Origin of the sequence: Neobacillus drentensis (assembly GCF_036965425.1) — a bacterium.
GTDB lineage: Bacteria > Bacillota > Bacilli > Bacillales > Cytobacillaceae > Neobacillus > Neobacillus drentensis_F.
The window spans coordinates 1-20,465 of record NZ_JBALPP010000156.1 but is presented as its reverse complement, the minus strand read 5'-3'; the positions used below and the strand labels follow the sequence as shown (position 1 = coordinate 20,465).

Annotated in this window: 12 protein-coding genes; 10 read left to right on the top strand and 2 right to left on the bottom strand. The window is 38.2% G+C overall.

From position 1 onward, the window contains the following. The first annotated feature begins 34 nt into the window (after positions 1–34). The 9 genes from V7161_RS28330 to V7161_RS28290 all read left to right on the top strand — a co-directional run bounded on the left by V7161_RS28330 (position 35) and on the right by V7161_RS28290 (position 13,291). Positions 35–1,750, top strand: a complete 1,716-nt coding sequence (locus tag V7161_RS28330) for a sensor histidine kinase (RefSeq protein ID WP_335716130.1) — start codon at positions 35–37, stop codon at positions 1,748–1,750. Positions 1,751–1,779: 29 nt separating this feature from the next. Continuing rightward, positions 1,780–3,393, top strand: coding sequence for a response regulator transcription factor (locus tag V7161_RS28325; RefSeq protein ID WP_335716129.1), 1,614 nt, complete (start codon positions 1,780–1,782; stop codon positions 3,391–3,393). Positions 3,394–3,521: 128 nt separating this feature from the next. Further along, complete coding sequence (locus V7161_RS28320) at positions 3,522–5,009, top strand: ABC transporter substrate-binding protein (protein ID WP_335716128.1); 1,488 nt, start codon at positions 3,522–3,524, stop codon at positions 5,007–5,009. Positions 5,010–5,280: 271 nt separating this feature from the next. Further along, a complete protein-coding gene (locus V7161_RS28315) occupies positions 5,281–6,186 on the top strand; it encodes an ABC transporter permease (RefSeq protein ID WP_335716132.1) in 906 nt (301 codons plus the stop codon). Between the two features lie 17 nt (positions 6,187–6,203). Continuing rightward, complete coding sequence (locus V7161_RS28310) at positions 6,204–7,091, top strand: carbohydrate ABC transporter permease (protein WP_335716127.1); 888 nt, start codon at positions 6,204–6,206, stop codon at positions 7,089–7,091. Positions 7,092–7,179: 88 nt separating this feature from the next. Then, a complete protein-coding gene (locus V7161_RS28305) occupies positions 7,180–7,791 on the top strand; it encodes a YesL family protein (RefSeq protein WP_335716126.1) in 612 nt (203 codons plus the stop codon). A gap of 90 nt (positions 7,792–7,881) precedes the next feature. Next, on the top strand, positions 7,882–10,212 hold the full coding sequence (locus V7161_RS28300) for a glycoside hydrolase family 3 C-terminal domain-containing protein (RefSeq protein ID WP_335716125.1): 2,331 nt from the start codon (positions 7,882–7,884) through the stop codon (positions 10,210–10,212). A gap of 36 nt (positions 10,213–10,248) precedes the next feature. Continuing rightward, the gene (uidA, locus tag V7161_RS28295; RefSeq protein ID WP_335716124.1) at positions 10,249–12,036 is read left to right on the top strand and encodes a beta-glucuronidase; all 1,788 of its coding nucleotides are present in this window, start codon (positions 10,249–10,251) and stop codon (positions 12,034–12,036) included. 70 nt (positions 12,037–12,106) lie between these two features. Next, positions 12,107–13,291 (top strand): ROK family transcriptional regulator, encoded by a 1,185-nt coding sequence (locus V7161_RS28290; RefSeq protein ID WP_335716123.1) that lies wholly within the window; start codon positions 12,107–12,109, stop codon positions 13,289–13,291. Positions 13,292–13,511: 220 nt separating this feature from the next. Here V7161_RS28290 and katG read toward each other — a convergent pair whose 3' ends face one another. Then, the gene (gene katG, locus V7161_RS28285; RefSeq protein WP_335716122.1) at positions 13,512–15,713 is read right to left on the bottom strand and encodes a catalase/peroxidase HPI; all 2,202 of its coding nucleotides are present in this window, start codon (positions 15,711–15,713) and stop codon (positions 13,512–13,514) included. A 469-nt stretch (positions 15,714–16,182) separates the two neighbouring features. Here katG and V7161_RS28280 point away from each other — a divergent pair, with 469 nt between their 5' ends. After that, the gene (locus V7161_RS28280; RefSeq protein ID WP_335716121.1) at positions 16,183–18,519 is read left to right on the top strand and encodes a YhgE/Pip domain-containing protein; all 2,337 of its coding nucleotides are present in this window, start codon (positions 16,183–16,185) and stop codon (positions 18,517–18,519) included. A 143-nt stretch (positions 18,520–18,662) separates the two neighbouring features. Here the strand turns inward: V7161_RS28280 and V7161_RS28275 are convergent, their stop codons facing one another. Beyond that, a complete protein-coding gene (locus V7161_RS28275) occupies positions 18,663–20,162 on the bottom strand; it encodes an MFS transporter (RefSeq protein ID WP_420491683.1) in 1,500 nt (499 codons plus the stop codon). Between the last annotated feature and the right edge of the window lie 303 nt (positions 20,163–20,465).

Sequence of the window (20,465 nt, the reverse complement as noted above, 5' to 3'; positions counted from 1 at the left end):
ATTTTAGTAAAGTTATATATCAGGAGGAACACTTATGAAACCGCTTAAACCACTTATCAATTCATTAATGTTTAAGCTCTTTTTGACTATTTTCCTCATAATCGGTCCATTAATCATCTTTCACATTATTAATAATTATTATGCCAATGAAGTAATTCGAAACCAAGTGGCTCAATCTAACAAAAATATGCTGAATATTTATATGGATCAAATCGATAAGAGTTTGGAAGGTGTCGGAAATTATATATTTCAACTTTCCGCAAATACCGATTTATATTTTCTTCAATACCATGAAAACTTTGATCTTAACGATTATGAAGAGGCTAAAATTCGATTATCTAATTCTATAAATAATCAATCATACTTTTATACCGCAATTGACTCTATTTTTCTTTATTCATCATCCTATAAATATTTCCTTTATACTCAGAAAAATGATGAAAATTTTACAGACCGCATGAATGCAACGGATGAAATCCACGATTTGCTTGAGAATACACCGGAAAATCTTCGCGAGGGCAAATGGAACTTATGGAAGGGAAAGAAAAACTATTATTTACTATACTATTTAAATATAGATGGAGTTTATGTTGGGGCTTGGGTAAATATGAACAATTTGGTTAAGCCTTTTAAGTATATTGATTTTGGAGAAACCGGCAGAGCCCTGCTTACAACTTCTATGCTGCAGCCGATTACCAATAAAAAATTTATAGAAGATGAAAAATTAGACTTAACCTTTAAGGGAAATAAGTTTGCGGTTTCTGGGGATAATGAACGGTTTATGGTAATGAAGGAAAAATCATCTAGTGGTGATTTTTATCTTTTAGCTTTGATACCAGAAAGTGAAATTTTAGAGAAACTTCCTTTTTTACAAAGAATTTCATCTGTTATTTCTATTGGAGCTGTTTTGTTCTTATTTCTATTTATCTTTATCATGAGAAAGGTTTTTCTTCAACCTATAAAACGGATTGTTTCAGCTATGAAAAAGCTTCGTGAGGGTGATATGGAAGTAAGGCTTCCCATGAACCATAATTCTACGGAGTTTGAAGTCATGAATGGGACCTTCAACCATATGATATCGGAGATAAAAGACTTGAAAATCAATGTATACGAAGAAAAGTTAAATTTACAAAGGGCGGAACTAAATCATTTACAATTACAAATTAACCCGCACTTTTTCCTTAACTCATTAAACATCATTTATAATCTTGCAACGGTTAAAGATTTTGCCATCATTCAAGAAATGTCCAAATGCCTGGCCAATTACTTTCGTTTTATGTTTCGTAGTAATTCGTATTTCGTTAGCTTAGAAGAAGAATTAAAACATACGGAAAATTATATAAAGATTCAACAACTTAGATTTCCAGAAGCTATTAATTATGAGGTTGAAGCATCGTCAGATTTGATGGAATGCAATATACCCCCTTTGGTGATTCAAACGATTGCTGAAAATTCTATTAAACATGCTTTTAATATGGATGAACCGATTGAAATTAAAATAACTGTTAAAAAAGACAATGAAGACCCCGGTTTTATGGAGATTAAAATCCAGGATACTGGTGAAGGATTCCCTGAAGAGGTTTTATGTAGTTTGGAAAATGATGAATCCCTTACAAACCAGGAAGGGGAACGTATTGGCCTTTGGAATGTTAAGCGAAGGTTGAATTTGTTATATGAAGGGTATGCCCATATACACTTTTCAAACGAACAAGGAAAAGGTGCAACTGTCCGCATGAAGGTACCGATATAAAAAATTCAAAAAAGGAAAGGGGTATGATGATGAATCAGTTTCATGTACTTATCGTTGATGATGAAATTCATTCAATTAGAGGGGTTCAGGCTGGTGTTGATTGGGAAAAACACCATATCTCTACTGTTTATACAGCTAATAACATGAGGCAGGCTCAAGAGGTGTTTTTAAATAATAGGGTGGATCTTTTGCTTTGTGATATTGAAATGCCTAAAGGATCGGGAATTGACCTTTTAAAATGGGTCAGGGAACATTACCCAAGTACGGAAGCGATTTTTTTAACGTGTCATTCAGATTTCGGATATGCAAAACAAGCATTGCAATTGAAAAGTCTCAACTATTTACTCAAACCAGTCGATTATCAAGAGCTGGAAGGTGTTATTCACAATGCCTTGGAAAAAATTATAAAGGACCAGGATACAAAACTGGTGGAGGAGTCTTACCATCAACTGAAAAAATCTCACCAATCTGTCATGAAGGAACGATTCTGGTTAGATCTCATTCACCAAGTTGTCCCTTCTACCATTGACAAGATATTTGAGCATATGAAGTACCATCATTTGTCATATACGGAGCACACAACATTTCTTCCCATTTTATTTCATGTTCAACGTTGGAAAAAGGAACTGTCGGTCCATGAAGAAAAATTAAGGGAGAATGCCCTTCAAAACGCCGTGAATGAAGAAATTGCCAAATCCAATATGGATGCCCATGTAGTAAATTTGGGAACTGGTTATATTTTGGTCATTTTGCCCCTGGTAGAAGCAGCAAACATTGAGGAGCTTACATGTGATTTTAATGATTTTATCTCTCGATTTGCATTATATTTCTTATGCGAACTTTGTTGTTATATTGGCAATCAGGTTCCTATCGAGGAAGTTGTAAGTACGGTTCACAAGTTGCAGGAACTTGATCGTAACAATGTAACCAAGAGTAACCAGACCATTGTTTATAAAAATGAAAAAAAGGATTCTTGCTCGATTCCATTGCTACCAGTCGATTGGTCGAGCTTAATGAAAAACGGTCCAAAGGAAATATTATTGGGTGCCATCAATCAATATTTTGAGAAATGGAAAAAATCTGATGATGATATAACCGCACAATCAATCCATTTCTTTTATCAAGATTTCTTGCAATTGGTTTTCTATGAACTACAGGTAAAGGGCATTCAAGCCAATCAGGTTTATTCACAAAACTTGCTGACTGAAAAGCCTGTAAAAGTGTTGAAATCGTTGAATTCTCTCCAAGAGTGGGTAATTTATATTGCTGATGTAGCCATGAGCCAGCTTCATGTTCCTCAAGAAAAAGGTTCTGTGGTTAATATGGTTAAACAGTATATTCAAAACAATCTTGGTGAACAGCGGTTAACACGAGAAGAAATTGCAAATTATGTGTATCTCAATCCTGATTATTTAACAAGACTTTTTAAAAAACAAACAGGGGTATCTATATCCGAATACTTGCAACAGCAACGTATTGAATATGCAAAAAAGCTATTGACAGGAACCAATTTACCTGTAAGCGAAGTGGCTTTATCTGCTGGATACTCGAATTTTTCCTATTTCTCTACTATATTCAAAAAGGCAACACAATTAAATCCAATGGAATATCGAAAAATGGCGCTCTCCTCAGATAAGTCGTAATAACAAAAATAAAATGTCGTATTTTTAGTAAGTCTATTTTTACCCATCCTCTATACTTAATTCAGATAGTTGTTAACGCTTTCAAGGGGAGTTTTCAACAAATCAAAAAGAATAAGGGGGAAAGAAAGATGAAGAGATTGAAGTCAGTTACAAGGTTTTTAATGATCATTATGTCCGTCTTTTTAGTTTTGGCTGGGTGCAGTTCAAAGGAAAGCAGTTCAAGCAACAGTAGTAGCTCCGAGAATAAATCATATGAAATCACAATGGCTTATTTAACAACAAGTTCAAAGGTCGATGATCTTCCTTTGGTTCAAGAGGAAATTAATAAAATTACTAAAAAGAAGATCAATGCCACTGTTAAATTAGTACCAATTAGTGGTGCAGCATGGCAACAACAACAAAATTTAATGTTAACAAGTAACGAAAAACTGGATTTAATTATGTCTTCATCATTCTATGGCTACAATACACAAGCTGCAAAAGGTCAATACCTACCATTAGATGATTTGCTCCAATCACATGGTCAAGAAATTTTAAAAGTAGTTCCTAAAAATCTTTTAGAAGGTAATAAAGTTAACGGGAAAATATATGGTATTCCAAGTATAAGAGACTGGGGTTCTTATTATGGTTTTGCTATGAGAAAGGATTTAGTCGATAAATATAAGATTGATCTTTCTCAAATCAAAACATTTACGGATTTGGAAGATGTATTTAAAGTCATCAAAGAAAATGAACCATCATTGACACCATTAGTCAACACAACAGCAGGAACATCGATCGCTACAGCGCTCACAGCTGGAAAATTTGATGTGCTAGGGGACAACCTTGGAGTGGTGTCATTTAAAGATAAGAATATTGTGAATCTGTTTGATGACCCGCAATATGTTGAAGCTGTTAAATTAGCGCGAAAGTGGTTCAAGGCGGGGTATATCATTAAGGATTCAGCAACATCAAAAGAATCTGCGGCTAATCTTGTAAAAGCAAATAAAGGATTTGGCTATCTTGCTAAAATGAAGCCAGGTTTTGATGTACAAGAGACGGGAATAACTGGCCATGAAATGGTTTCAGTAAAATTAACGGATGTTTATTCCTACACAGATGCAGCCACGGGCTTCAATTTGTCGATTGCGCGAAACAGTCAAAATCCTGAAAAAACAATGGAATTTATCAATTTACTTTATACTGATAAAGACATTATGAATTTGCTAGATCTTGGTGTGGAAGGTAAACATTATGTGAAAAATACGGATGGCACCATTAAATTGCCGGAAGGCGTTAAGGAATCAAAATATGTATTTAACCAGTGGGAAATTGGAAATAACTTCTTAACTTACCCTTGGGAAGGAAACCCTGCAAATTACTGGGATATAATGAAAAAACATAACGAATCAGCTGTTTTTTCACCGGCATTTGGCTTTACGTTCAATCCAGATCCAGTAAAAACTGAAATTGCTGCATCTACAAATGTACTAAATCAGTATAAGCTGGGACTTGAATCTGGTACTCTGGATCCAGAGAAGAGCTTGCCAGAATTTAATAGTAAGCTTAAAGCATCAGGTCTTGAAAAAATTATTGCGGAAAAACAAAAGCAATTTGACAAGTGGAATAAGAAGTAAGGTCAAGGAAGAGAGCTAATGCTAGCTCTCTTTTTTTATAGTTTGAAATGAATACCATATTGCTAAAAGTCGGATTAACGAAAATAAGAAGTCGTTTTATGGATAGTACCAATAACACTAGTCTAATAAAATAAAATTATAGAACGAAATGAAAGTTATTTGTAAGCGGAAACAATTTAATCAGCGAGGGGGAAAAAGTATGTCAGAAGTGACAGTAAAGAAAATGAAAGCAAGCATCCAAGCGATACCGGCTAAAAAGGTAAATAGCAGGATGATCAAATTTAAAAGGTTTTTACCTCTTTTTATCATGATGGTACCTGGATTAATGTATTTACTGATCAACAATTATTTACCGATGTTCGGTTTGGTCATTGCTTTTAAAGATGTTAACTATGCGAAAGGTATCTTCGCAAGTGATTGGATCGGCTTTAAAAACTTTGAGTACTTATTTAGTTCAAGAGATGCCTTTGTTATTACCCGAAATACCATTCTTTATAACGGAGGATTTATTATCTTAAATACTATACTGGCAATTGGAATAGCCATTATGCTCAATGAAATCAAAAATAAGCTGGCGAAGAGCTTTTATCAAAGTGTTATTCTAATGCCATTCTTGATCTCGATGGTTATTGTCAGTTATCTCGGATTTGCCTTTTTAAGCGAAGATGTGGGGTATTTGAATAAAACGATTCTGCCTTTACTTGGGCTGGATGGAGTTTCGTGGTATAACGAAGCAAAATATTGGCCCTATATATTAACCTTCATCAATGTATGGAAGGGCGTCGGATTCCTATGTGTCATTTACTTGGCGGCTATTATCGGAATCGACCAGGAGTACTATGAAGCAGCCACTTTAGATGGGGCGAATAAATGGCATCAAATTATTCATATTACCATTCCCTCGATTATGCCAGTCATTATCATGATGACATTATTGTCAATAGGACGAATTTTCTATTCGGATTTTGGCTTGTTTTATCAAGTACCAATGAATTCAGGGGCAATCTACGATACCACGAATGTTATTGACACTTATGTTTACCGAGGTTTGATGCAGTTAGGAGATATCGGGATGTCCGCTGCAGCCGGTCTATATCAATCTATCGTTGGATTTGTTCTGGTCTTGTTATCCAATTATCTTGTCCGCAGAAAAAGTAAAGACAATGCATTATTTTAAGCTGGAGGTAAAGAAGAATGTATAAATCAGATCGAATCACACAATTGGTTTCCCATATCTTTTTAATCGTACTTGCGGCAGGCAGCATCATTCCGTTTATCATTCTTTTATCTTCTTCTCTTACAGGAGAAAAAGTCATATTGAAGGATGGTTACTCTTTTTTTCCCAGGGAATTTAGCTTTGCCGCTTATGAGTATTTATTGAATAATTCTGCAAGTATTTTAAGGGCCTACGGTATTACAATTTTCGTAACTGTATTTGGAACCGTTGTTAGTTTGGCGATAACTGCATTTTTGGCATATGCACTATCACGCCGAGATTTACCTTATAGAAATGTTTTTGCTTTCTTTGTATTCTTTACCTTATTATTCAACGGTGGGCTCGTCCCAACCTATCTTGTATACACACAAATCTTTGATTTAAAAAATACGATTTGGGCATTAATCGTACCTGGTCTGCTTATGAATGGTTTTAACGTATTATTAATGAGGACATTTTTTATAACGTCCATTCCGGAGCCTGTGATTGAATCAGCACGGATGGATGGTGCAGGTGAATTCAGGACCTTTTTCTCTATCATCCTGCCTTTATCGTTGCCCATTTTGGCAACGATCGGATTACTTCAAACGATTCATTATTGGAATGACTGGTTTAACGGTCTCATTTATATTACCGACCCACAACTTTTCAGTATCCAAAACATTTTAAACAGGATGCTTGCGGATATACAGTTTTTAGTGACAAGTGATTTGGGTTCAAACGCCAGTCAGGCAGCTTCAGAAATTCCTTCAACAGGTGTACGGATGGCGATTGCTGTTGTTGGGGTATTACCGATTTTAATTGCTTATCCATTTTTCCAAAAATACCTGGTAAAAGGAATTGCGTTAGGTTCTGTCAAAGGATGATAGTTTTTTAGAAGAATAGCCCTATATAAGGGCTATTTTCCTTAAAATTATTTATTCATAGCAGCGATACAGGAAGGAGTTATTCTTAATGGAAGGCTTTATGAATGGCATTCATCGTATTTCCGTGTGGGTTTTGAGATTAATGTATGTAAACCTGCTTTGGCTTGTCTTTACGTTTCTTGGCTTGGTTATTCTAGGTTTATTTCCTGCCACAACAGCGATGTTCGCCGTTGTCCGAAAGTGGGTAATGAAGCAGGATATTTATGTATTTCAAACATTTTGGACGGTTTATAAAAGTGAATTTATAAAAAGTAATTGGGTCGGTTTGATTCTGATCGCGTTAGGAAGTTTCCTATACTCAAATATAAAGATAATAGAAGTCATATCGATGCCAATATTCAAATTACTTTATATTCCCAATGTTATTTTGATTTTAATTTTCTTACTTACATTATTTTATATTTTTCCGGTCCTAGTACATTTTCATGTTGGGGTTAAAGGAGTCATTAAAAATGCAGTCATCCTTATGACAATTAATCCAATCGCAACCTTAATAATGGCTGTGTTTACAGGAATTTTCTTTTTTATAACATTTAAGTTTCCTGGATTAATTCCTTTTTTTAGTGGAAGTGTCCCTGCATTTTTACTAATGACTTTATGCAATTATACATTCACAAAATATCAAAAGTCGGATTACTGAAAATAGGTAGTCGTAATTCGAATAGTGGAAACAATGCCTGTGTCTTAAAATGAAATTATGAAAGCGTTAAACAATTTTAAGGAGGATTCTATGAAAAGAAATATCAAACATTTAATTGAAAAAATGACACTTGAAGAAAAGGCGAGCCTTTGCTCTGGTTTGAATTTCTGGGAACTAAAAGGGATAGCGAGATTGGGGATTCCATCCATTTTTGTTACAGATGGTCCACATGGTCTTCGTAAGCAGCAACAAAGTGCTGATCATTTAGGACTTAATGATAGTGTTCCAGCAACTTGCTTCCCATCAGCAGTTGGTCTTGCTAGTACGTGGAATCGTTCACTTATTGAAAAAGTAGGAACTGCTTTGGGCGAAGAATGTCAGGAAGAGAATGTAGCTGTTCTTCTTGGTCCTGGAGCAAATATTAAACGTTCACCGCTTTGCGGAAGAAACTTTGAATATTTTTCAGAGGATCCTTATCTATCTTCCGAATTGGCTGCAAGTCATATAACAGGTGTTCAAAGCGAAGGAGTGGGGACTTCCCTTAAACATTTTGCAGTCAATAACCAGGAGCATCGTCGTATGTCTGTTGATGCTATCGTTGATGAACGTACATTAAGAGAAATTTATCTTGCTAGTTTTGAAAATACAGTTAAGAAAGCACAACCTTGGACGGTAATGTGTTCCTATAACAAAGTAAATGGGACGTATGCTTCAGAAAATAAAACATTATTGACGGATATTTTAAAGGATGAATGGGGCTTTGAAGGATTTGTCGTTTCAGACTGGGGTGCCGTAAATGAGCGTGCAAAAGGGGTAGCAGCCGGATTAGATTTAGAAATGCCATCAAGCAATGGAATTGGTGATAAGAAAATAATTGAGGCTGTAAAAAGTGGTAAGCTTTCTGAACATACTCTAGACAGGACCGTTGAGAAATTATTAAATATTATTTTTATGGCTGTTGATAACAAAAAAGAAAACGCTGTCTATGATAAAGAGGAACACCACCATTTAGCTAGAGAAGTAGCAAGAGAAAGTATGGTTTTATTAAAAAATGAGGATCAAATCCTCCCATTAAAAAAGGAAGGAAACATCGCCATCATTGGAGAATTTGCTGTAAGACCAAGATACCAAGGCGGAGGAAGCTCTCATATTAAACCTACTAAACTAGATAATATTTTTGAGGAAATTGAGAAGAGTGCATCAAATGCAAATTTACTTTTTTCGCAAGGGTACGATCTAAAAACTGATTTGATCGATGATAAATTGTTAGAAGAAGCAAAAGATGCTGCGGCACGGTCAGATGTGGCAATCCTTTTTGTTGGCCTTCCGGATCGCTATGAATCAGAAGGATATGACAGGGAGCATCTGCGAATTCCGGTTAATCACCAGATTTTAATAGAAGCAGTTTCGAATGTTCAACCTAATTTAGTTGTGGTATTAAGTAATGGCGCACCCATTGAAATGCCATGGCTTGGTAAAGTAAAAGGCCTGCTTGAGGGATATTTGGGAGGTCAGGCACTAGGCGGAGCGATTGCTGATTTACTTTTTGGAATTGAAAGTCCAAGTGGAAAATTAGCAGAAACGTTCCCTAATGAATTACGTCATAATCCTTCTTACCTCAACTTCCCAGGCGAAGGAGACAAAGTAGAATACAAGGAAGGAATATTTGTCGGCTATCGCTATTATGATGCTAAAGCAATTGAACCGTTATTTCCATTTGGTTATGGTTTGAGCTATACAAGCTTTGACTATTCAAACCTTAAAATAGAAAAGTCTGAAATGGATGATACGGAAACCGTACAAGTGACGGTTACGGTGAAAAATACAGGTGAAGTGGTCGGTAAGGAAATAGTCCAGTTATATGTTCGGGATGTGGAAAGTACTGTCATCCGTCCCGAAAAAGAACTGAAGGGCTTTGAAAAGGTCGATTTACAACCAGGAGAGGAGAAAGACGTTACCTTTATCTTGGATAAAAGAGCATTTGCATATTACAACGTTGACATTCATGACTGGCATGTGGAAAGTGGTTTGTTTGAAGTGCTAGTCGGTAAGTCTTCTGCTGAAATCATTTTAAGAGGCAGTATTAAAGTGAACTCCACTGTTACTATTAAAAAATCAGTCCATAGAAATACAACAATTGGGGATCTCATGGCTGATCCAATTCTTTCTCCGATTGTACAAGAGACCCTTGCAAGGGCAAATGAAGGAGGCCCATTTGCAAATATGTCCGAAGACTCAGATTCGTTTGAAATGTTTCAGGCGATGATGAAATTTATGCCTTTACGTGCAATGGTTGCTTTCAATCCAGACAAATTTACTGAAGATATGTTAAACGCTCTCCTAATGCAACTGAATGAAGTTTTAGATAATGTTCAAGAAGAAGTAGCCCTAAAAAACTATAAATTTAAATCAAAAATTTGATGAACATATCTATGATTTAAAAAAAGGAGACTGAAAATGTTATATCCTATCGTTACTGAAACACGGAGTATTATTGACTTGAACGGGGTTTGGAAATTTAAACTTGATTCGGGAAATGGATTTCAGGAAAACTGGCAAAATACAAAATTAACCGAGGCTATGAGCATGGCTGTTCCCTCCTCTTTTAATGACATTGGAGTAAATGCCAATATACGCGATCATGTTGGCTGGGTTTGGTATGAACGGGAATTTTCTGTTCCGGTTATACTTCAGTCAGAACGTGTGGTATTGCGATTTGGTTCGGCAACCCATCTGGCAAAGGTATATGTCAATGGAGAGCTTGTTGTCGAGCATAAAGGTGGCTTCTTACCTTTTGAGGCAGAATTAAATAAGTATTTACAAAAAGGGAAAAATCGCTTAACAGTTGCTGTCAACAATATTGTCGATTATTCGACGTTACCGGTTGGAACGGTAATAGAAAAGGATATTCCTGGTGTTGGCAAAGTAAAACGCAATCAGCCGAATTTTGACTTTTTCAACTACTCCGGTTTGCACCGACCAGTGAAAATTTATACAACACCGACTATTTATGTTAAGGATGTAACGATTGTAACGGATATAGATGGCCAGGTTCACTATTCGATTGAGGCAGCCGACACAGTCCAAGTAAAAGTAAAGGCCATAGACGAATCTGGAAACGTAGTAGGTGAGGCAGAAGGATCTGCTGGCACCATCAACATCCTAGATGTAAGGCTGTGGGAGCCTTTAAATGCCTATTTGTACACACTTCAAGTTGAGCTGGAAAAGGATGGGGAAACCGTTGATATATATGAACAGCCCTTTGGTGTTAGAACAGTAGCGGTCAAAGATGGGAAGTTCCTTATTAATAATAAGCCATTTTATTTCAAAGGCTTTGGCAGGCACGAAGATACACCGATCCATGGTAGAGGCTTTGATGAGGCCGCTAATGTGATGGATTTCAACTTGATGAAATGGACGGGAGCAAACTCATTCCGTACAGCCCATTACCCATATTCAGAAGAAATCATGCGCCTTGCTGACCGCGAAGGTTTTGTCATCATTGATGAAGTACCTGCAGTTGGTTTGCACTTGAACATGATGGTGGTCTTTTTGGGTGGGCCTAAACGGGATACCTGGAAGGAGCTTAAAACCTTCGAGCATCATCAACAGGTGATCAAAGAACTTATCAAGCGTGACAAAAACCATCCTTCTGTGGTTATGTGGAATATAGCCAATGAAGCTGCAACGGAAGAAGAAGGTGCATATGAATACTTTAAGCCGCTAGTCGAGCAGGCAAAAGAACTGGACCCTCAAAAACGTCCTGTAACTATTGTAACTGAAATTCAATCTTCACCTGAAAAGGATCAAATTGCGGAATTACTGGATATCCTCGCCTTTAACCGATACTACGGGTGGTATGTGGATGGCGGCGATTTAATTTCAGCTAAAGAAAAGCTTCGTGCTGAGTTTAATGGCTGGCTTAAAAGGTGCCCGAACAAACCAATTATGATGACTGAGTATGGCGCTGATACGGTAGCAGGACTACACGATGTAGAACCTGTCATGTTTACGGAAGAATATCAAGTAGCATTTTATAAAGCAAACCATGAAGTGTTTGATGAATTTGATCATTTCGTTGGTGAACAGGTATGGAACTTTGCTGATTTTGCAACTGGCCAAGGGATTGTTCGGGTTCAAGGAAACAAAAAGGGCATTTTTACGCGCGACCGGAAACCAAAATATGCTGCACATGAGCTGCGAAGACGTTGGACAGAAATACCTGATTTTCACTATAAGGGATAAAACCAAGCCTATCCTAAGCTCATAAATTGTTGTTTGAAATAAATATCTTGTTTGAATAGTGGTGAGCTTTATGGAAATTGGTGTTGCTGCTTATCTTAAAAAGATAAACAAAAGCTTGATCTTAAGTAAAATTATTAAGCATGAGTTAATCTCTAGGTCTGATATAGCAAATATCACAAAACTAACAAAAGCTACGATTTCTGCACAGGCAGCTGAGCTATTAGATGAAGGCTTAATAATCGAATCTCATCAAGAGTATAACTACGTTGGAAGAAAGCCGATTATGCTTTCACTTAATCAACATGCCGGTTATGCAATGGGAATTGATCTGGATTTTCGGAATATTAAATTTACAGTATCTGATTTAATAGGGAATCCTGTTCATTCGGATAGTGTAGAGTTAGAGAATTCAAACTATGATGAGATTCTTCAAATTTTAATCAACAGAATTAGAGGATACCAAGAAAGATTTTCGCATTGTCGTTTTGGCATTGTTGGTGTTGGAATTGGAATTCATGGAACTGTGAAGAAGGACGAAACTATCTCATTTGTTCCACATCATAAATGGTATAACAAGGACTTAAAGGGTGATTTAGAGAAAAGTGTAAATACAGCAGTTTATGTTGAAAATAATGCAAATTTATGTGCATTTGCAGAAAAAGTATTTCACTTCCATCGAAGTAACGACTTAATCAGCCTAAGTATGTATTCAGGTATAGGTCTTGGTTTTTTGTTCAATGGGGAACTGATAAAAGGGTACCATGGATTTGCAGGGGAAATGGGTCATATGATCATTTCTCCTGATGGTAAGCCTTGTAATTGCGGGAAAAACGGTTGTTGGGAGTTATATGCCTCTGAAGCCAGTTTTTTAAATAATTTTTCTAAGATAATTGATAAACCAAAATTGACCTACCAGGATATAAAAAGTCTTGTTATTGCCAGAAATTCAGCTGTTATGACTCAAATGGATGAGTATATAATGTATGTATCTATTGGTCTAAATAATATAATTAATATACTAAATCCTGAGATACTGGTGTTAAATAGTGAGTTATTGAAATTGCTTCCTGATGCCATGAACACCATTAAATTAAACTTAAAAACTTCAATTAGTAATTATAAAGAAATATTCATTTCAGATCTCGGTACGAATGCTTGCGTAATGGGCGCTTGTGCCATAGCAATAAAGAAGTTTTTAGATATTCCTGAGTTAAATTTGACAATTAAAAAGGAAGTACTGGTACCAAGTATTTAAAATGAAGATTTTTTTTAGTTAACCTTCAATTATAGAGAGACAAAAAAATGTGACTGAGTGCCTTGGTGTCATGCAGGTATATGTGTTTTCGCCGATTTGATAGGACTTGAAGGAAGGACAGGGCAAATAAAATTAGGACCAGTTTCGGATGTAAAAAGGAGAGTGAAAGTTCACTCTCCTTAAAGTTTATTGTTATTAATTAGTTACACGCTTTATTAATTTATTTACCAGTTAACACAGCCTTCTTCAACTTCAGGTCGAAGCGGTCAGCATTCATTACTTTCACCCATGCCGCGATAAAGTCGCGCACAAACTTCTCTTTGTTATCGTCTTGAGCATACACTTCTGCAATACCCCGGAGAACAGAGTTGGAACCGAACACGAGGTCTACTCTCGTTGCTGTCCGCACTACTTCACCTGTCTTGCGGTCACGTCCTTCATACACGCCTCCCTCTAGAGGAGTCCAAGCTACTCCCATATCAAGCAAGTTAACAAAGAAGTCGTTCGTAAGTGTGCCAACACGATCTGTGAAAACTCCGTGTTTAGTGCCTCGGTAGTTAGTACCTAGAACACGCATTCCGCCAATAAGTACAGTCATTTCTGGTGCAGTTAGGTTTAAGAGTTGTGCTTTGTCTACCAAAAGCTCTTCTGGACTTACACTAAACTGCTGTTTCTGGTAGTTACGGAACCCATCAGCAACAGGCTCCATTACTTCAAAGCTTTCCGCATCCGTTTGTTTTTGTGTTGCATCGCCGCGTCCTGGAGCAAAAGGAACCGTTACATCAAACCCAGCATTACGTGCAGCCTTTTCTACCGCAGCACTGCCACCTAGGACAATCAAATCGGCAAGGCTGACTTTCTTATCTAAAGTACTTTGAATGTCTTCGAGTACATGGAGGACTTTTGCAAGCAGCTCCGGCTGATTTACTTCCCAATCCTTCTGTGGAGCAAGACGTATGCGGGCACCATTAGCACCGCCTCGCTTATCCGAGCCGCGGAAGGTACTGGCGGAAGCCCAAGCAGTTGTGACCAGTTCGCTGACCGTAAGTCCTGAGTTAAGGATTTTTTCTTTCAGCGCTGCTACTTCTGTATCAGTTAATTCATAATCGACAGTCGGTACAGGATCTTGCCAGATAAGATCTTCTTCAGGAACCTCCGGACCAAGATATCTTGCTTTAGGACCCATGTCACGGTGAGTAAGTTTGAACCAGGCACGGGCAAACACTTCGGCAAATTCTTTTGGATTTTCATGGAATTGACGGGCAATCTTTTCGTATACCGGATCATGACGCAATGCCATATCAGCGGTGGTCATCATCGTTGGCACTTTAAGGGAGGGATCTTCTGCATCGGGTGCAAGATGCTCCTCTGCAGGGTCTACAACAAGCCACTGCCATGCACCTGCAGGACTCTTTGTAAGCCACCATTCATAACCAAACAAAAGATCAAAGTAACCATTATCCCACTGTGTCGGATTAGCAGTCCAAGCACCTTCAATACCGCTGGTAATGGTATCACGGCCTTTACCGCTGCCGTTTGTGCTTAACCAGCCTAAGCCTTGTGCTTCAATCGGAGCCGCTTCCGGCTCTGGACCTACAAGGGCTGCATCTCCGGCACCGTGCGCCTTACCGAAAGTATGGCCACCGGCAATTAGAGCCACTGTTTCTTCATCGTTCATTCCCATACGTGCGAAGGTTTCGCGAATGTCACGAGCGCTTGCAAGGGGATCTGGTTTGCCATTTGGACCTTCAGGGTTAACATAGATAAGCCCCATTTGTACGGCAGCCAGTGGATTTTCAAGATCACGATCTCCTGTGTATCGTTTATCACCAAGCCATTCAGTTTCAGTACCCCAGTAAATATCTTCTTCTGGATGCCAAATGTCAGCACGTCCTGCTCCAAAACCAAATGTCTTACCACCCATGGATTCAATTGCGACATTACCTGTTAGAACGAACAAGTCAGACCAGGAAATCTTGTTTCCATACTTTTGCTTAATTGGCCATAGCAGTCGACGGGCCTTATCAAGGTTGCCGTTATCCGGCCAGCTGTTAAGAGGAGCAAAACGTTGGTTACCCGTTCCAGCACCACCGCGGCCATCGCCTGTCCGATATGTACCCGCGGCGTGCCAAGCCATACGGATAAAGAACGGTCCATAATGGCCATAGTCAGCAGGCCACCAATCTTGACTGTCTGTCATGAGCTCTTGGAGATCTTGCTTAAGCGCATTGTAGTCTAACTTTTTAAATTCCTCTGCATAATCAAATTCTTCTCCCATAGGGTTCGATTTTCTGTCATGCTGATGGAGAATGTTTAAGTTCAACTGATTTGGCCACCAATCTCGGTTTGATGTACCACTAGATTTTGTACTAGTAGCGCTGCCGTGAAACGGGCACTTTCCAATGTTACCATTTTCTTGCATTCGTTTTGCTCCTCCTTCATTGTATTAATTTAGTAGAGAAAAATTTTCCTCTAGAACTCCCAAACTGGAAAAATATCCCCCAAATATAATTTTATTAAACTATTGTTTAATTTGAAAGAAATATCTTCCTGTAAGAATAATATATGATTACAAACGAGGGAAAAATGTCATTTCTTTAACCTTTTGGATAGTAAAAATGTAAAGTTTTAATAGTGAACATTGATAGAATTATTACCTTAAATAAAGGGAACATTTTATATATGAGCCAAAACTGACTTCAATTAAAGGGTGTTTTTATAAATAAAAATGTTGAACCCAATAATAAGATGTGATATAGTCATTTTATCAAAAAAAATGACTAAAATACTAAAATGGTCAAAAAGTAGTGAAGATTTTTTTTAGAATTGAATGACCAAATGAGAGTATTAGTCACTTTATGCAAAAAAGACTTATTTTAGGGGTGAACAACATGAAAGCTTTTGCAAATATGAAAAGCGAATTTCTGAAAATTATTCGTACGCGCACATTGCTTATCGCCATTATCGGTGTGATGATGATTCCTGTGCTATACAGCGCAACCTATCTGTGGGCATTTTGGGATCCATATGCCCATTTGGACAGAATGCCAGTGGCGATTGTCAATAATGACAAGGGTGCCAGATACAATGGAGATCAGTTGACCATTGGGAAGGATTTAGTTGATAACTTGAAAGTGAAGAAAACATTTAATTGGGACTTTGTCAGTGAAAGTAAGGCAAAGCAAGGCTTGAAGACTCAAGATTATTATTTAATGATTGAAATACCTAAAGATTTTTCAAAAAATGCAACGACGTTACAAAGCACCAATCCACAGAAACTAAATCTGGTCTATACCGTAAATGAAGGCAATAACTATCTATCATCGAAAATCGGTGATTCAGCCATTGAAAAAATTAAGGAGGAAGTGGCTGCTTCGGTTACGAAGACATATGCGGAATCCATGTTTGATAGTTTAAAGGATGTAGCTGATGGGGTGAAAAAAGCAAGTGACGGTGCAGGTGAACTTTATAACGGAATTGCTAAAGCCAAAGATGGTACCGGCAGCCTAGCGGATGGAATTGCCTCTGCTGACAGCGGTGTAGAAAAGTTAGCAAATGGCGCTAAATCCGTTGATTCGGGAGCCAAGACAATCAAGCAAAAACTAGAAACATTGGCAGCTAAATCGGTTGCTTTTTCAGATGGGGTAGTATCTGCTTCAAACGGTTCAGAGCAGGTTCATAACGGATTACAGCAATTTAATACTGTCCTGACGCAAATGAAAGAAGGGAACACCAAGCTGTTAGCAGGTGCAAACCAAGCGGAAGCTGGCACAAAGCAAGTGTCTGATGGCTTAGCATCAGCTGAAGGAAGTCTGCATGAACTTGTGAAAGGATCTAAGCAGCTTACGGATGGCTCTTCTCAGCTGTCTGATTCCTTAGAACAATGGGAGGTAGGGGCAGTTAAAGCAAAGTCCGGTGCCGATTCAGTAAGTCTTGGGCTGAAGCAATTGCTTGACCAAGTAACAGCGATGGGAGATAGTACGATTGATCCTGCTGAGAAGGAAAAACTGATTAATAGCTTGAACCAATTATCGGAAGGAAACCAACAGGTCGTTTCTGGTGTAGGTGACTTGGCAAAGAGCGCCGGGCAAATAAAGCAAGGCTCTGATTCAATAGCAAATGGTGCTGAACAGTTAAACCAAGGACAGCAGAAAATGGCTAAGGGCATCAACCGATTATCAGGCGGGGCGGAACAGGTAGTAAATGGCCAAGAACAGTTATCTCAAGGTCTTGCCAAGTTTGGTACGAATTTAGATGATGCACAAAAAGGATTTAGTCAAATTGAAAATGGCTCTAGCAGCCTTACATCCGGGTTAGGGCAATTGGCATCCAGCTCTGTTCTTATCAAAGATGGAACGGATAAGCTAGCACAGGGAGCGACACAATTAACCACAGGTACGACTTCCCTTTATACCGGTGAAACAGACCTAAAGAACGGAATGACCAGCCTTGCAAGTGGTTCGACGGATTTAATGGAAGGAATGGCTAAACTTACAGATGGCTCAAAGGAATTGAGCAATCAATTAAGTGACGGGGCAAAAGATGCCAGTGATGTAAAGGCCAACAACAGCGTATATGATATGTTTGCAAAGCCAGTCAATGTTAAAGATTACAAAATGAATCAAGTTCCAAACTACGGAAGCGGATTGGCGCCTTATTTCTTGGCACTAAGTCTATTTGTTGGAGCTTTGATGCTTTCCGTTATTTTTCCAATGTTTAAACCAGCAACAGAACCGAAGAGCGGAATTAGCTGGTTTCTCGGAAAAGCCGGTGTTATTTTAGCAGTAGGAATTGCTCAGGCATTAATCGCGGATGCGGTGTTGCTCATGGGACTGGGGCTCGAAGTGAAGAGTATTCCTTACTTTATTATGTTTAGTATCTTTACTAGCTGGACATTCATGGCCATTATTCATTTCCTTGTGGCAGTTCTTGATAATCCTGGACGTTTTATTGCTGTTATTATCTTGATCTTACAATTAACCTCCAGTGCAGGAACGTTCCCAATCGAACTTAGTCCGAAATTCCTGCAAACGATCAATCATTACTTGCCGATGAGCTATTCGGTTTCTGGTTTTAGGGCGATTATTTCAACTGGAGACTTCGGTTTTATGTGGGAGACCATTGCGCATATTGCTATATTCCTTGTTTTATTCCTCGCTGCTACATTAACATTTTTTATAGCGAAATTTAAACGGCAGCAAGGGCATCTACATTTACAGGAACAATAACTTTTATTTTATTTGAGGCAGACGATTGTGGGTCTGCCTCGTTTTTTTTGGATTAAGTATATGTGTAATTGAAATGCCAAACCTTAACAAAAAGAAAAACTCGTGAACTTTTATGTTCACGAGTTTTAATGCTAATATCTTATTCAGCTGATTTTTGCTTTGGCACGAGAAGCATCGAGTTGCTTATTGATATCTTCGACGTCTTTATCTGAAAGAGGGTAAAGAGCCATCACAATCATCGAAACGATAGCAAGCGCTGCTGGAATCCAGATAGCTGTTATATTAATACCAGAAAGAGCACTAGCTGTTTGCTTCACCGCATTTCCATCGAAGCCGTAGGCAGCAAGGAACCAGAGCGGAATGGCTCCACCAAGAGTGAAGCCAATCTTGAAGAAGAGACCCATGATAGCGTTGATGATAGCAGCGTTACGTTTGCCAGACTTCATTTCACCATATGAGACAACTTCAGGAACGAGTGCCCACATGAAACCTGTTGCTGAAGTGAGACCCCATTGTTTGATGAAGGTTGAAACATAAGCAAGGAAGAGTGAATCGTGCATGCCATCTAGCGACCATACCCAAGTAAGGATTTCACCAACAACAAACATACCAAGGAAGAAATGGAAGAATCCCTTTTTCCCAAAGATTTTCCTCAATTTTGGCCAGAAGACTGGGAAAGCGATACCAGGGATAGAGGCGATGAGACCTACTGCACCCATCCAGTCTGAGTGGTTGACCGTGTATTGGTTAAAGAATCCATTCACTGTGTTCATGAAGAACATGAAGGTGAATGCAAGCATAAAGAAGAAACCAAGAATAACGAGTGGTTTGTTGTTCTTCAATTCAAGGAACAGGTCGGTAGCTTTCACTTTTGCAGATTGTTCCCTAGTAGCGACAACGCGTTCTTTTGTGAGACGGTAGCAGAAGAACAAAGCCACAGCGCCGAGTATCATGTAAACCATGTAAACCCAAAACCAAGCATGACTTGCAGATGCATCCGTATAAGTACCCATGTTGATCTTTAGACCGAAGAAACCTGTGTCTTTGAGTGAGCGGTCTTTTGGTGCTGCCATTTGGACAAACATTGGAAACAGTGTGTAAACCAAGAGGTTAGCAATGTTAGCCAGCATCATACGAGTAGTAGTGATTTTATCTACAGATTCAGGGTTACGTGTCAGTGAAGCATTTAGCGATCCGTAAGGAATATTGACGACAGAATAAACCAAGTCGAGTAAGAAGTAAGTGATAAAGGCAATTGCCACTGAACCACGAATTGCTGGAATTGGAACAAAGAGCATCGCTGCTAAGATAACAAGTGGAATACCTGCAATCAGAAGCCAGGGACGATATTTTCCGTTCTTGAATGTATGTCTATCGACAAAGGTACCAACCATCGGATCCCAGAATACGTTGACGATACGGACAAACAAGAAGATGAATCCAGCTGCTGCTGTACCTATGGCATTAACAGTTGTAAGATAGAGAGCCAGAAATCCACCGACTGTACCAAATACGAGGTTTTGGGCAAAGTCCCCAAGACCGTAACCGATACGTTCAGAAAGGTTGAGCTTATGATACTCGTTTTGTTGAATGTTTTGTGTGTTTTTGTTCATTTGTTGAACTGTTGATTCCCTTAAAGCCATATCATAAATCTCCTTTTTAGTTAAATTTCAAATCGATTTATCCGCTTACATTTAAACATTGGTAAAATCGTCTATTTGAAAAAATGAGCCTCTAGATTTTTTATAGACAAAAAATTAGGGGTAACCGCTTTCAGCGATGGTTAAAAAAATTAGAAACCCTTTAAGCCAACCCCATGGGTGTATTGTTGCATTCATTACCTAACTAAAAATATTCCCATATAAGGAATCTCTTATTTGATGAAAAATTATCATTTGCTCACTTAGTTTGTTTTGTATATAAACGAACAATATGTTTTATACTAA

Excerpts from the sequence above, each read along its gene's own strand:
- V7161_RS28330 (WP_335716130.1), top strand. The coding sequence starts at position 35 with ATGAAACCGCTTAAACCACTTATCAATTCATTAATGTTTAAGCTCTTT.
- V7161_RS28325 (WP_335716129.1), top strand. The coding sequence starts at position 1,780 with ATGAATCAGTTTCATGTACTTATCGTTGATGATGAAATTCATTCAATT.
- V7161_RS28320 (WP_335716128.1), top strand. The coding sequence starts at position 3,522 with ATGAAGAGATTGAAGTCAGTTACAAGGTTTTTAATGATCATTATGTCC.
- V7161_RS28315 (WP_335716132.1), top strand. The coding sequence starts at position 5,281 with ATGATCAAATTTAAAAGGTTTTTACCTCTTTTTATCATGATGGTACCT.
- V7161_RS28310 (WP_335716127.1), top strand. The coding sequence starts at position 6,204 with ATGTATAAATCAGATCGAATCACACAATTGGTTTCCCATATCTTTTTA.
- V7161_RS28305 (WP_335716126.1), top strand. The coding sequence starts at position 7,180 with ATGGAAGGCTTTATGAATGGCATTCATCGTATTTCCGTGTGGGTTTTG.
- V7161_RS28300 (WP_335716125.1), top strand. The coding sequence starts at position 7,882 with ATGAAAAGAAATATCAAACATTTAATTGAAAAAATGACACTTGAAGAA.
- uidA (WP_335716124.1), top strand. The coding sequence starts at position 10,249 with ATGTTATATCCTATCGTTACTGAAACACGGAGTATTATTGACTTGAAC.
- V7161_RS28290 (WP_335716123.1), top strand. The coding sequence starts at position 12,107 with ATGGAAATTGGTGTTGCTGCTTATCTTAAAAAGATAAACAAAAGCTTG.
- katG (WP_335716122.1), bottom strand. The coding sequence starts at position 15,713 with ATGCAAGAAAATGGTAACATTGGAAAGTGCCCGTTTCACGGCAGCGCT.
- V7161_RS28280 (WP_335716121.1), top strand. The coding sequence starts at position 16,183 with ATGAAAGCTTTTGCAAATATGAAAAGCGAATTTCTGAAAATTATTCGT.
- V7161_RS28275 (WP_420491683.1), bottom strand. The coding sequence starts at position 20,162 with ATGGCTTTAAGGGAATCAACAGTTCAACAAATGAACAAAAACACACAA.